The organism is Pseudomonas sp. E1MeOHC2 (assembly GCF_058745025.1).
The window spans coordinates 5,120,417-5,132,881 of the sequence record NZ_CP196675.1 but is presented as its reverse complement, the minus strand read 5'-3'; the positions used below and the strand labels follow the sequence as shown (position 1 = coordinate 5,132,881).

At 61.3% G+C, this 12,465-nt stretch carries 11 protein-coding genes and 1 pseudogene; 1 reads left to right on the top strand and 11 read right to left on the bottom strand.

Going from position 1 to position 12,465, the window contains the following annotated elements:
- Positions 1 to 71: 71 nt before the first annotated feature.
- The 9 genes and pseudogenes from benC to ACSSU5_RS23180 all read right to left on the bottom strand — a co-directional run bounded on the left by benC (position 72) and on the right by ACSSU5_RS23180 (position 9,348).
- Complete coding sequence (gene benC / locus ACSSU5_RS23220; protein WP_264313405.1) at positions 72 to 1,082, bottom strand: benzoate 1,2-dioxygenase electron transfer component BenC; 1,011 nt, start codon at positions 1,080 to 1,082, stop codon at positions 72 to 74.
- Positions 1,083 to 1,152: 70 nt separating this feature from the next.
- Positions 1,153 to 1,638 carry a benzoate 1,2-dioxygenase small subunit gene (benB, locus tag ACSSU5_RS23215; RefSeq protein ID WP_492559916.1) on the bottom strand — a complete coding sequence of 162 codons (486 nt, stop codon included), beginning with the start codon at positions 1,636 to 1,638 and terminating at the stop codon, positions 1,153 to 1,155.
- Positions 1,635 to 2,993 (bottom strand): benzoate 1,2-dioxygenase large subunit, encoded by a 1,359-nt coding sequence (gene benA, locus ACSSU5_RS23210; RefSeq protein ID WP_264313407.1) that lies wholly within the window; start codon positions 2,991 to 2,993, stop codon positions 1,635 to 1,637. The genes benB and benA overlap by 4 nt, the downstream gene beginning before the upstream one ends.
- Before the next feature lie 479 nt (positions 2,994 to 3,472).
- Positions 3,473 to 3,757, bottom strand: a pseudogene (locus ACSSU5_RS23205) (RHS repeat-associated core domain-containing protein); the annotation flags it as partial.
- A gap of 131 nt (positions 3,758 to 3,888) precedes the next feature.
- Positions 3,889 to 4,845, bottom strand: a complete 957-nt coding sequence (gene benR / locus ACSSU5_RS23200) for a benABC operon transcriptional activator BenR (protein WP_492559915.1) — start codon at positions 4,843 to 4,845, stop codon at positions 3,889 to 3,891.
- Between the two features lie 369 nt (positions 4,846 to 5,214).
- Complete coding sequence (locus ACSSU5_RS23195; RefSeq protein ID WP_264313409.1) at positions 5,215 to 6,270, bottom strand: GlxA family transcriptional regulator; 1,056 nt, start codon at positions 6,268 to 6,270, stop codon at positions 5,215 to 5,217.
- Between the two features lie 139 nt (positions 6,271 to 6,409).
- On the bottom strand, positions 6,410 to 7,438 hold the full coding sequence (proX, locus tag ACSSU5_RS23190) for a glycine betaine/L-proline ABC transporter substrate-binding protein ProX (protein WP_492559914.1): 1,029 nt from the start codon (positions 7,436 to 7,438) through the stop codon (positions 6,410 to 6,412).
- Between the two features lie 57 nt (positions 7,439 to 7,495).
- Positions 7,496 to 8,449 (bottom strand): glycine betaine/L-proline ABC transporter permease ProW, encoded by a 954-nt coding sequence (gene proW, locus ACSSU5_RS23185; RefSeq protein WP_264313411.1) that lies wholly within the window; start codon positions 8,447 to 8,449, stop codon positions 7,496 to 7,498.
- Between the two features lie 20 nt (positions 8,450 to 8,469).
- Positions 8,470 to 9,348: a quaternary amine ABC transporter ATP-binding protein gene (locus ACSSU5_RS23180; RefSeq protein ID WP_319026060.1), complete on the bottom strand. Its 879-nt coding sequence runs from the start codon at positions 9,346 to 9,348 to the stop codon at positions 8,470 to 8,472.
- 414 nt (positions 9,349 to 9,762) lie between these two features.
- Between ACSSU5_RS23180 and ACSSU5_RS23175 the strand changes: the two genes are divergently transcribed.
- The gene (locus ACSSU5_RS23175; RefSeq protein WP_264313412.1) at positions 9,763 to 10,737 is read left to right on the top strand and encodes a LysR family transcriptional regulator; all 975 of its coding nucleotides are present in this window, start codon (positions 9,763 to 9,765) and stop codon (positions 10,735 to 10,737) included.
- A gap of 7 nt (positions 10,738 to 10,744) precedes the next feature.
- On the opposite strand, the gene ACSSU5_RS23170 is transcribed toward ACSSU5_RS23175, so the two are convergent.
- Together ACSSU5_RS23170 and hisN are read right to left on the bottom strand one after the other, a co-directional pair.
- Positions 10,745 to 11,476, bottom strand: a complete 732-nt coding sequence (locus tag ACSSU5_RS23170; RefSeq protein WP_264313413.1) for a hypothetical protein — start codon at positions 11,474 to 11,476, stop codon at positions 10,745 to 10,747.
- Between the two features lie 88 nt (positions 11,477 to 11,564).
- A complete protein-coding gene (hisN, locus tag ACSSU5_RS23165; protein WP_264313414.1) occupies positions 11,565 to 12,356 on the bottom strand; it encodes a histidinol-phosphatase in 792 nt (263 codons plus the stop codon).
- Positions 12,357 to 12,465 lie beyond the last annotated feature (109 nt).

The window sequence follows — 12,465 nt, the reverse complement described above, 5'->3', positions numbered from 1 at the left end:
CGGTGGATGGCACGGGCTTCGCCCGTGTTCGCGGGGCAAGCCCGCTCCCACAAGGGCGGCCCCAAGGAAGCTCAGGCCGCGGCGGCGAACTTCTCGAAGTAGAAGTTGGCCGGTGTGATGCCCTGCTCACGCACGTACTGGCTCACCGCCTCGACCATCGGTGGCGGCCCGCACAGGTACACGTCCACGTCACCGTCATTGAGGTGGCGCGGCTCGATGTGCTGGGTGACGTAGCCTTTTTGCGGGTACTGGCTGTCCGGGTTGGCCACGCAGGCGCTGAAGGTGAAGTTGGCAATGCGTGCCGCCAAGGCCTGCAGGCGGTCCAGTTCGACCAGGTCGAAGTCGTTGGTCACCCCGTAGATCAGGTGCAACGGGTGTTCGCTGCCCTGCTCGGCGATTTTCTCCAGCATCGCGGTGAACGGCGCCAGTCCGGTGCCGCCGGCCAGCAACAGCAGAGGGCGCTGGATCGGGCGCAGGTAGAAGCTGCCCAGGGGCCCTGCAAGGCTCATGCTGTCACCGGCCTTGGCCAGGCTGGTCAGGAAGCTGCTCATCAACCCGCCCGGTACATTGCGGATCAGGAAGCTGACTTCACCGTCTTTTTGCAGCGAGCTGAATGAATAGGCGCGGCTTTGCTCGCTGCCGGGTACCTTGAGGTTGACGTATTGCCCCGGCAAGAACGCCAGCCGGCTCAACGCCTCGCCTTTGATCGACAAGGCAATGGTGCTCGCCGACAACTGGCGCACGTCGCTGATGGCAGCCTCGAAACTGGCCTGCTCGGTCTTGCACAGTTGCGAAGAGGCTGGGATACGTACCACGCAATCGGATTCAGCACGCATCTGGCAGGTCAGCACGTAACCTTCGGCGATTTCGTCCTCGCTGAGGGCATCTTCGATGAAGTTGTCGCCCAGGTCGTAACGCCCGGACTCGGCCTTGCACTTGCAGGTACCGCAGGCGCCGTCGCGGCAGTCCAGCGGGATGTTGATGCCCTGGCGGTAGGCGGCGTCGGCCACGGTCTCATGGCCAGTGGCCTCGATGAAGCGGGTTACCCCGTCCTCGAAATTCAGTGCGATCTGGAAGCTCATGTTGCACCTCGCGGGCGAGCGTTGCCGCAGCGCGCCATGGGGCGTGCCGAGCGGCTCGCGTTAACTCGGATCAGATGTGGTAGATGTCGATGACCTGACGCACGTAGTCATTCTTCAGCACCACCTTCTTGGCCTTGATCAACGGCTGCTCGCCGCGCAGGTCAAGGGTGTAGAAGCTGCTGCCGAAGTAGCTGTCGGTGGTCTTGTAGCGAAAGCTCAAGGTGTGCCAGTTGAAGCGCACCTGGCAGTAGCCTTCGCCCTGCTCGACGATCTCGATGTTGCTGATGTTGTGCGAGGTGCGGGTATCCGGCACGGTCGCACTGGAGCGCTCGGTCTTGATGCGGAACACTCGGTCCTCAAGGCCGCCACGGTTGCCGTACCAGATCAGCGAGATTTCGCTTTGTGGGTCTTCGGTGAGGCGGTCGTCATCGTCCCAGGACGGCATCCAGAAGCTCGCGTCGGCCGCGTACAGCTCCAGCCACTGGTCCCATTGGGCGTCGTCCAAGTAACGCGCTTCGCGGTAGAGGAAGTCGCGCACGGTTTGGTAAAGGCTCATTGCACGGCCTCCACGGGGATCAGCTGCTGTTCATCCTTGAGCGCCTGGATCATGGTGTCCTGCCAGTACTTGTGTTGCAGCACGAACAGGCCTTCGTCCTCGGTGCGCACGCCTGACAGCAGTGGCTTGAGCTCGATTTCCTGGGCTGCCTCGTCGGCGCCTTCGACCCAGTGGGCAGCGCCTCGGGACATGTCGTTCCAGCCGGTGCCGCCGCCGTAGCCCGTCTGGCACGAGCGGAACTCTTCCAGGTCGTCCGGGGTAGCCATGCCGCTGACGTTGAAGAAGTCCTCGTACTGGCGAATGCGCTTGGCGCGGGCGTCGGCGCTCTCACCTTTTGGGGCGATGCAGTAGATGGTGATTTCGGTCTTGTTCACCGAAATCGGCCGGGCAATGCGGATTTGCGAACTGAACTGGTCCATCAGGTACACGTTCGGGTACAGGCACAGGTTGCGCGAGTTCTCGATCATCCAGTCGGCGCGTGCCTGGCCAAAGTCGGCGGCCAGCTGGTCACGTCGCTCGAATGCCGGACGGTCTTCGGGGTTGGCCCAGCGCGTCCAGAGCAGCAGGTGGCCATGGTCGAAGGAATAGAAGCCCCCGCCCTGCTTGGCCCAGGCGCCTGCGCTCATTGTCTTGATCTCGTCACCTGAGTCGCGCTGTTTGCGCTGGTTCTGGGTAGCGGCGTAGTTCCAGTGCACCGAGCTTACGTGATAGCCGTCGGCGCCGTTCTCGGCGGTGAGCTTCCAGTTGCCTTCGTAGATGTACGAACTGGCGCCGCGCAGCACTTCCAGGCCTTCAGGCGACTGATCGACGATCATGTCGATGATCTTGGCCGATTCGCCCAGGTGTTCCACCAGCGGTTTGACATCGGCATTCAGGCTGCCAAATAGAAAGCCCCGGTACGACTCGAAGCGTGCGACCTTGGTCAGGTCGTGGGAGCCGTCGCAGTTGAAGCTGTCAGGGTAGCCGGCGTTGCTCGGGTCTTTGACCTTGAGCAGTTTGCCGCTGTTGTTGAAGGTCCAGCCATGGAACGGGCAGGTGTAGCTGGCACGGTTACCGCGCTTGTGCCGGCACAGCATGGCGCCGCGGTGACTGCAGGCGTTGAGGAAGGCATTGAGCACCCCATCCTTGTTGCGCGCGATGAAGATCGGCTGGCGCCCCATGGTCAGGGAGAGGAAGTCGTTTTTCTCGGGGATCTGGCTTTCGTGGGCCAGGTAGATCCAGTTGCCCTCGAAGATGTGTTTCATCTCCAGGTCGAACAGCCGTGGGTCGGTGAACATCTCGCGCTTGCAGCGGTAGATGCCCTGTTCACGGTCGTCCTCGAGCATGGCATTGAGGTAGTCGAATCCCAGGGACATGGCCAGGGTCTCCATTGTTATTGTTCAGACCATGTCAGGTTAGGGATTCGACGGGTGGGGGACTATCCGGATTGTGCAGAGTGCTATCCAGTTTTTATGCGGACGTGCTTTCCGTCCTCGGCAAGCTTCCAGTGCACTTTTGTCGCTTTTTCTGCCTCTGCGGGCAAGTTGGCGGAAATTTTATTCATGAGTGCAGTGGTATTTTTCAGAACTGCCCTATCAGTTGAATCTAAAGCTTGGAAGTTTCTATGCAGGTTCAAATTGAACACTTCCACCAGGTTGTATTCCTGCTGAGACCAGTTGTCAGCCTGGGATATCCGCTCCATTTCGTCCCCCATACCGTTCGCCGTAAAGCGACCTGAGTGCTCAAAGTCGTTCACGCGACGTTGCTGAACGAGCTTTCCGTGTTCTTGCAGCCTGGAATTCATGAGTTCATTGAAATGACGTTGAGCAGTAGATGCAGGGACATTGAAAGGTTTTGGTGCCTGTCTGCGTTGTGTTGGCCGATTAAATATTGATTTAAGCATGTGCCCACTGGGGTCTACGTTGTTAACGGGATCCCCAGCACAGTAGGCGTAACAATTTAATCCTCCTGCACCCATCGGGCTCAAGCTGTCAGGGCTGAGGAACCTCATCAGCACGGGATTGAACGCACGGTATCCATTCCCCAGCAAGTAATGCCCTGTGGCAGGCTCTTTTCTCTGCCCGCTGAAGCGCAGCACTGATGAGCTTTGCTCGCATCCATCATGCCCATAAACGGTGTACTGCAGTGAACAACAGGAAATTTGCGACGTCGACATGGTTCCCGCCTCTTACCCGAATATAGAGCAAATGGTGGGCGGTGCATGAAATGCAAACAACTGGCAAAATTATCAGGTGGCCATGCGAGCGCGCCTCATCCCCGACGTTTGAACGTCTGCGAAGGCAGCTCGCCAAACTGCTGCCGGTATACCTCGGAAAAGCGCCCCAGATGCAGAAAGCCATAATCCAGGGCCAGCTCCGTCACGCTACGCACGCCACATGTAGGATCACTCAAACACGCCTGCACCCGCTCCAGCTTGCGTTGCCGCACATAATGCTTAGGCGTTGTCCCCAGGTGCCGATCAAACAACGCGTACAGCGACCGCAAGCTCATGCAGGCCTGCTCCGCCAGCACCTCGGCTGAAAGCTCAAGCTTCAAGTTGCGCTCGATGTAATCCAGAATCCGCTCCAGGCTCGCCGCCGGCGCACTCAGACTTTCGCGCCGAATGTTGGTGCTCATCAACGTCAGCAGCTTGCTCGCGACAATCTGGCTGTAATGCCCCTGCACCCGTGGCAACGACTCATTCACCTCGGCCTCATGGCACACCATGGCCAACAGGTTCACAAACCCGTCCAGCTCCTCTAATCGGTAGTGATTACGCAAGAACCGCACGCCGCCGTCAGGTCGATGCCAGCGTTGCTCGTCACAGATCGAATCGAGCAGCCGCGTCGGCACCTTGAGAATGAATTTCTCGCAGTCTTCCGAGTAGGTCAGGTCAACCGGGTCGTCCGGGTTGATCAACAGCAGCTCGCCCGGCACCAGGTGATGCTCGCGCTGGGGCCCGCGCCACAGGCAATTGCCATTAAGCAATACTTGCAGGTGATAGATGGTTTCTAGCGCTGGCGAGGTGACGCGCACGCTGCCGCCGTAGCTGATGCGGCATAGGTCAAGTTCGGCGAACTTGCGGTGGCTGAGGCTGGCCTGGGGGTGGGTGGTGCGCGACAAACCGATGCAATGCTGGCCCACGTGCTGGTTCACATAGTCGGACACAGCATAAGGGTCGGCATGATGAAACACGCTACTGCGCTCGCTCAGCAGGCGGCTTTCCATAGGCAAGGCACTCGGTTTCGTTATTGTTCTGGGCGCCGCTTCCTACGGGCCATATGGCCTGTGGTTGCGGTCGATCACGGTCATTCTATCGGGCTGAACACTGGGAACTTGGGGCAGGCGACAGCCGGTGCAGAGGCACACACTAAGCAAAAAGGCGGGGGTTGGGCAATGCGACGATTGGAATGGCTGGGCGGACAGCGGACAAGTCTTGGATACTGACCGTTCGTTTATCGAACACAATTATCTGTTTCGCGGTATTGGCCTCTTCGCGGGCAAGCCCGCCCCAGGTAAAACACAGGCCTTGAGCGCTGTGCCGTACCTGTGGGAGCGGGCTTGCCCGCGAAGAGGCCGGCCCAGCTACAGTCAATTTCAATGCACCGCCACCTCCTGCCACCCTGCCCACCCCTGGCTCCTCGCACGAAACTGGCGCGGCGCAATGGCGAACAGCTCACGAAAACGCCGGTAGAAATGCGGAAAACTCACGAACCCACTGGCCACCGCCACTTCGGTCAGCGACTTGCTGGTGTGTTGCAGTAGCTGACGGGCATGGGTCAAGCGCAATTCCAGGTAGTAGCGCGGCGGTGTCGCCTGCACATGGCGGCGGAACAACCGCTCCAGGTGTCGACGCGACAACCCCGCATGATCAGCGATTTCGTCGATGCCAATCGGGTCTTCGATGTTCGCATGCATCAGCTCAAGGGCCAAAAGCACCCCCTTGGGCAGGCTTGGGTCGATTTGCGTGGCACTGGCCGGGGCATCACTCATCAGCCGCGCGCGGTCGCACGCCAGCATCTGCTCCACCGCCCGGCGTAACGCTGGGCCGCCGCTGTGTTCGAGCAACGCCAGCATCATGTCCAAGGCACTACTGGCCCCTGCGCAACTCAGGCGTCGACCATCCAGCACATGGGCTTGGCGGCTGACACGTACCTTGGGGAACAGCTCGCTCATCATCGCCCGGCCATCGGGGTGGAAGGCGCAGTCGTGATCATTGAGCAGGCCCGCCTCGGCCAGGAAATAGGCGCCGTTCCATAAACCACCGAGTTGGCAGCCATGCTGGTCGGCCTGACGCAGCTTGGCGCGCAGCAGCGGTGCGTTTTCCAGGCGCACCCTGAACCCACCGCATACCAACAGGGTGTCCAGCACCTGCACATCGAGCTCGGCCAGTGGCGTGTTGACCGGCAAGGCGATGCCCAAGTCGCTCATGACCTGTGTTCCATCACCCACCACCTGTATATGGAACAGCGGCGTGGCGCTCATCAGGTTGGCGGTGACCAGGGTGTCCATGGCAGCAGTGAAGGCCATCATGGAGAAGTGCTCGCGCAGCACGAAGGCAACGCGTTGGCACGGGATCGACGGCGCGGTACGGCCTGCGGGTTCCAAGTGGGCTAGGTTGGCGTTCTTGAGAGTGCTTTCGAAGTGGCTCATGGCTTTAACTCACTGCGGGAATCGCGTTGGCTTCTTCGCGAGCAAGCTCGCTCCTACAGGGGGAAGCGCCCAAGCCAGAGCTGCACGATCCCTGTGGGAGTGGGCTTGCCCGCGAAGAAGCCCCCATCGATAGACCAAGTTACTTGCTGGCCTGGGTCGCCGCGGCGCGGGACGCCTGCAGCCACTCATCGAACTGCTGGCGGTGCGCCGCGACCCACTCCTTGGCGTGGCGGGTGATGTCGGCAGGCTTTTTCTCACCCTGCTGCATCTTGAGGTTCTGCGCGCTCTCGTCCGCCGTGGTGATCTGCATCAGCGACAAGAACTTGGTGGCCGCCGGGTTTTCCTGGGCAAACTCCTTGTTCAGCACCGCCTCGACCTTGTCGACTGCAAAGCCCAGGTTCTTGCCCTGGTACATCGTGTCGACGTTGTTGTTGCCATCCGGCAAGTCGGTCTTCGGCACTTCCAGCCAGACCACGTCCTTGTCCTCGACCAGCACAGTGGCGATCCACTGTGGAACCCAGGTGAAGTACAGGATCGGCTTGCCTTCCTTGTAGCGGGTGATGGTGTCGGCCATCAGCGCGAAGTACGAGCCCTGGTCGACGTGCACGCTGTCGTCCAGGTCATAGGCTTTAATGTGGTGCGAGATGATCAGCTCGCAGCCCCAGCCGGGGTTGCAGCCAGTGAGGTTGGCTTTGCCGTCGCCGTCGGTGTCGAACAGCTTGGCGATCTCGGGTTTTTTCAGGTCGGTGATGTACTTGATGTGGTACTGCTCGGCGGTCTTCTTGTCGATCAGGTAGCCCTGCAACACACCGGGCATGATGTCGCCGGCCTTGACCATCACGTCATTGCCACCGGCCTGCTGGTAGAACTTGTCGTGCAGCTTGTCCCACAGGTGCACGGTGAAGTCGGCATCACCGTTGGCCAGGGCCACCATCATCACGCCGTACTCGGTTTCCTTTGGCTCCTGGACCTTGTAGCCCAGCTCGCGCAGGCCTTCCATGGCGACTTCGCCACGGAAACGCTCTTCGGCGATGGAGGGGAAGATCGGCGTCACCTTCACGCCCTCGCCCGGCTTGTCGGCCGAGGCGTTGGCGCACAGCGAGGCGATCACCAGGGCCAGGGCGCTGGCGCCTTGCAGGATGCTGCGGGAGAACTTGGATTCCAACATCGTCGCGTACCTTTTTCTGGTTTTTATGTCATGTGCGGCAGTACGAATGTGTTTGTGTCAGGCGGTCTTGCGCCGCCCTTGTGGCTGCGCCGCGCCAAACAGGCGCAGTACAACGCCCACGGGCCCGGTGTGGTACCAGCGCAGGCTCGGGTCGGCGCTGGTGCGCGCGCCCATGGCCTGGGTCAGGCGGTCGAGGAAGATCGCCAGCAGCACCAGCCCCACCCCGCCGACCGTGGCCAGGCCCATGTCCAGCCGGCCGATGCCGCGCAGCACCATCTGGCCCAGGCCACCCACCGAGATCATCGAGGCGATCACCACCATCGACAGCGACAGCATCAGGGTCTGGTTGAGCCCGGCCATGATGGTCGAGGTGGCCAGCGGCAGTTGCACACGGGTCAGCATCTGCCGCGGCGTGCAGCCAAAGGCGCGCGCCGCTTCGATCTTGTCTTCCGGCACCTGGCGGATCCCCAGGTTGGTCAGGCGCACCAGCGGCGGCAGGGCAAACACGATGGTCACCAGCACGCCCGGCACGTTGCCGATGCCGAACAGCATCACCACCGGCACCAGGTAGACAAACGCCGGCAGCGTCTGCATCGCGTCGAGCACCGGGCGGATGATGCTTTCCAGGCGGTTGCTGCGGGCGCAGACGATGCCCAGCGGGATGCCGATCACCGCGCAGAAGAACACCGAGGTGAGCACCAGCGCCAGGGTGGTCATCGACTCCGACCACACGCCGATCAAGCCCAGCAGGGTCAGGGTGACGAAGCACAGCAGCGCCATGCGCTTGCCCGCCAGCTGCCAGCCGAGCAACGAAGACAGCAGGATGCCGATGGTCGGTGGAATGCTCTGCAGGGTGAACTCGATGCCGTTGAGCACCTGGTCGATCGGCCAGCGGATGGCGCGAAACACCTCGCGGAAGTTATGCACGAGGAAGTTGAGCGTCGCGGTGACCCAGTCGCCCAGGGGGATGGTGGCCGCCTGGAACGGGTCAAGCAGACTGAATTCGGACATGGGGCAAACCTCGCGTGGGTTCAGTGGCGGCTCAGGGACTGCAAGGGCGCGCTGGTGGCCAGGCTGGAACACTGGCAGCGGCTGTTGAAGGTCTTGAAGAACGCGCGCACGTAATCGTTGGCCGGCTGGTTGATCAGCTCTTGCGGGGTGCCGATCTGCACCACCCGGCCGCCCTCCATGATCGCGATGCGATGGCCGATGCGGATGGCTTCCTCGATGTCGTGGGAAATGAAAATGATGGTGCGCTGCTGTTCGGCCTGCAGGCGCATCAGTTCGCCCTGCATTTCGTTGCGGATCAGCGGGTCGAGGGCCGAGAAGGCTTCGTCCATCAACAGGATGGTCGGGTCGTTGGCCAGCGCCCGGGCCAGGCCCACGCGCTGCTGCATGCCACCGGACAGCTGGTGCGGGTAGCTGTGCTCGTGGCCGGCCAGGCCAACCTGGCTCAGCGCCTCGCGGGCACGGCTATGGCGCTCGGCCTCGGCGACACCGGCGATTTCCAGGCCGAAGGCGGTGTTCTGCAGCACGCTCATGTGCGGCATCAGGGCAAAGGACTGGAACACCATGCCCATTTCCTTGCGGCGCACATCGAGCAGGGCTTTATCGGACAGGCCGGTGATTTCGCGGCCGTTGAGGTGGATGCTGCCGGAGGTGGGCTCGATCAGGCGGTTGAACAGCCGCACCATGGTCGACTTGCCCGAGCCCGACAGGCCCATGATGACGAAAATCTCGCCACGTTTGACGGAAAAGCTTGCATCGAACACGCCGACGACGTGGCCGGTCTTGCTGAAGATTTCGTTCTTGTCGGCGCCCTTGCGGAGCATCTCCATGGCCATGTTCGGGTTGGGGCCGAACACTTTGAAGATGTTGTTTACCGAAAGAATCTCATCGGCCTGGCTCATACGACCTCTTTATTATGCTTATTAACCAACCTATCAACTTCGCACTTTGAGTAAGGCGGGTAGATCAGTGCGAGTACGCTTGGCAGTCCGTTCAAAATCGAACGTGAGTCAACACCGGCACGCAGAAAGTCCTGCTTCAAAAAATTATTCGACATCGATGTCTCAATGTCGCGCCGTGGGTTTACGTTAGGCCTTGGCCCTAGGTGGGTCCAACGACATTTGCAGAGCGCTAATCATTACCTGAAGTTATCAATCACGGCCTGAGGCCTGCCGCAGAGCCTGCCAATACCGCATGCCCGCGCAGGCGTAGCCTTGTGCTGCGAAGAGAGCGACTCATACACTAGCGATGGGGTACCTGTACGGGCCCTTTCGCAGCACAAGGCTGCTTCTACAAAGGATCTGAACCCTACCGACATGGTCAGACACTCCGAACCCGATCAGACCCTGATCAAGATGCCCTCGCTGCGCGCGGTCAAGGTCTTCGTCGCGGCCGCCAAATACCAGAATTTCACCCGGGCAGCCGAAGCGCTGTGCGTGACCCAGGCAGCGGTAAGCCGCCAGATCCGTGAGCTGGAAACCTACCTGGGTGCCGAACTGTTTACCCGGGTGGGCCGTGCGGTAGAGCTGACCGTGGCCGGTTCGATCTTCTTCGATGCGGTGCAGTTATCATTCGTCAACATCTCCCAGGCGGCCGAGCGAATCCGCAGCAACATCAACCCCAAACACGTGGTTACCCTGTGCTGCTCACCGGCGTTTGCCGCGTTGTGGTTGGGGCCACGGATGCCGAAGTTCTTCGACGAAAACCCGGACATCGACATCAACCTGGTCACCACCCAGAACTTTTTGTCGATGGAGCCTGGGGTACGGCCGGACATCTACATCACCAAGCTGGGCAAGATCCAGGCCGGCTACAGCTGCCACCCGCTCAACCATGATGTGGTCTACCCGGTATGCAGCCCGCACTACCTGGCGCAGCACCCAGAGCTGGCCACCCTGGCAGGGATTCGCGATGGCTCGTTGCTCAACCTCAGCCCGTATGGCCGCTCTCAGGTGGCCGAGCACGTGGACTGGAACGTCTGGCTGGCGTTCCATGATATCGACCTCAAGAGCCGCTCCAGCACCGCACCGCATTTCTTCAATGCCAATGACTACAACCTGCTGGTGCAGCTGGCCCTGAGCAGCCAGGGCGTGGCGTTGGGCTGGCACCACCTGGTGGGCCCGCTCGTTGCCCAAGGGTTGCTGGTGCGGCCAGTCGAGGCGCAATTGGTGCTCAAGGACACCTTCCACTTCCTGGCGTTCAACGAAGACAAGGAACATGACGCCAGCTGCCGGCGCTTGCGTGACTGGCTACTGGCGGAATTTCAACCGTTGCTGGAGGCTGCCACCTAACGCCGGGTCACTGCACTGGCAAGAAATTCATCAGCAACAGGCTCTGCGCATAGTTGAGCCCGATCCGCCGATAGCGCTCATCCAGCAACTCTGCCAACAAATCCAGCCGCGCCACGATCTTGCCGAACTCCACCGCGAAGCTCAGGTTGCTGCCCTCCTCGGAAATCTCGTTGGAGAACAGCAACAACACGCCGTTGGCGTCCTGCCGCTGGCTGAGCATCCAGGTGGCCTTTTCGATATTGCGCGCGGCGTTGTTGACGAACAGCGGGTCGATGGTGTCCGTCATGTAGAAGTCAGTGCGCCCGCCATGGGCAGTGATCAGCATGCTGCCGATGGCGTAGATGAACGCGCCGACCCGGTCCCCGCGAAACTCGGGGCTCAGGGCATAACTCAAGGCAGCAAGGTCGCGCCGATTGCCCAACTGCGCCAAGGGTTGACGCTGTTCGATGGCAATCCGGATCTGCCGCTCGGCCGTGGCGGCATCGACGTAGCCCGAAGCCTTCCACTGGTTCGGGTTGCGCAGGTACAGCTTGTTCATCAGCAGGTACAGGCTTTGCAGGTTGTCGCGCATCGACAGCGTCGCCAGGCGGTCGACACTGGTCTGGAACAACTCGCTGGGCTTGCCGTTGCCGAACTGGCTGACAATGTCACGGCCCTGCTCCTGGGTGCAGGCGCACAGGCACGTCAAAGCGCCTGCCAGCAGCAGGCCGGGGAGGATTCTGGAAGAACTTGCAACCATCGGCACCGGGTCGATATTCGGCGGCCGCACCGGGGATCAGTGCGACCTGGCCAAGCATAGAGCCCGGAAAACCGAAAAAGTGCGATGGTCACATGGCGTGGCGCAACATCTCCACCACCTGCGCATGCAACACCGGGTCACCACAGGCCACCACACACCCGCCATGTTGCGCCGAGCTGCCATCCCAGGCCGTGATCACACCACCCGCGCCTTCGATGATCGGCATCAATGCCTGCACGTCATAAGGCTGCAGGCTCGCCTCCACGATCACATCGACAAAGCCCGAGGCCAACATGCAGTACGCATAACAGTCACCGCCATACCGCATCAGCCGCGCCTGGCCGGCAACCGCCTCGAATGCTGCCTTGCGCTCAGCGGTGTCGAACATGTCCGGCGTGGTGCACATCAGCGTGGCCGAGGCCAGGTCGGCGCAGGCGCGGGTCTTCAGTGGCGTGCCACTGCGCCATGCGCCTTCTGGGGTGCCGACAAAGCGTTCGCCGGTAAAGGGCTGGTTCATCACCCCCACAACCGGACGTGCGCCATCGTTCAGGGCAATCAGCGTGCCCCACAGCGGCAGGCCGGTGATGAAGGCGCGGGTGCCGTCGATCGGGTCCAGCACCCACGTCAGCGGGCTGGTGCCCACCGCCACGCCCTGCTCTTCACCGAGAATACCGTGCTCGGGATAGCGCGCCTGGATCAGCTCGCGCATGGCATCTTCGGCCGCCTTGTCGGCCACCGTCACCGGGTCGTACAAGCGCCCGCCCTTGTCCTCGACATCCAGGCTGGCGCGAAAATACGGCTTGATCGCCACCGCAGCGGCATCGGCCAGCCGCTCGGCAAAGGCGCGAAATTCGCCGATCTGTTCAGCACTCAGGGACATGGAGCAGGCCTCTTGAAAATGGTCGGGCCAGCATCATACCCGACAACCCGAAGCCGCGCCCAAGGGGGCGTACGTGGGTCTAAACTGAACAGGGCCAGATCACCAGGCA

What these genes read in the sequence shown, in the direction of transcription:
- hisN (WP_264313414.1), bottom strand. Translation starts at nt 12,356, where the DNA reads ATGTCCCTGAGTGCTGAACAGATCGGCGAATTTCGCGCCTTTGCCGAG.
- ACSSU5_RS23180 (WP_319026060.1), bottom strand. Translation starts at nt 9,348, where the DNA reads ATGAGCCAGGCCGATGAGATTCTTTCGGTAAACAACATCTTCAAAGTG.
- benC (WP_264313405.1), bottom strand. Translation starts at nt 1,082, where the DNA reads ATGAGCTTCCAGATCGCACTGAATTTCGAGGACGGGGTAACCCGCTTC.
- benR (WP_492559915.1), bottom strand. Translation starts at nt 4,845, where the DNA reads ATGGAAAGCCGCCTGCTGAGCGAGCGCAGTAGCGTGTTTCATCATGCC.
- ACSSU5_RS23175 (WP_264313412.1), top strand. Translation starts at nt 9,763, where the DNA reads ATGGTCAGACACTCCGAACCCGATCAGACCCTGATCAAGATGCCCTCG.
- proX (WP_492559914.1), bottom strand. Translation starts at nt 7,438, where the DNA reads ATGTTGGAATCCAAGTTCTCCCGCAGCATCCTGCAAGGCGCCAGCGCC.
- benA (WP_264313407.1), bottom strand. Translation starts at nt 2,993, where the DNA reads ATGTCCCTGGGATTCGACTACCTCAATGCCATGCTCGAGGACGACCGT.
- benB (WP_492559916.1), bottom strand. Translation starts at nt 1,638, where the DNA reads ATGAGCCTTTACCAAACCGTGCGCGACTTCCTCTACCGCGAAGCGCGT.
- ACSSU5_RS23170 (WP_264313413.1), bottom strand. Translation starts at nt 11,476, where the DNA reads ATGGTTGCAAGTTCTTCCAGAATCCTCCCCGGCCTGCTGCTGGCAGGC.
- ACSSU5_RS23195 (WP_264313409.1), bottom strand. Translation starts at nt 6,270, where the DNA reads ATGAGCCACTTCGAAAGCACTCTCAAGAACGCCAACCTAGCCCACTTG.
- proW (WP_264313411.1), bottom strand. Translation starts at nt 8,449, where the DNA reads ATGTCCGAATTCAGTCTGCTTGACCCGTTCCAGGCGGCCACCATCCCC.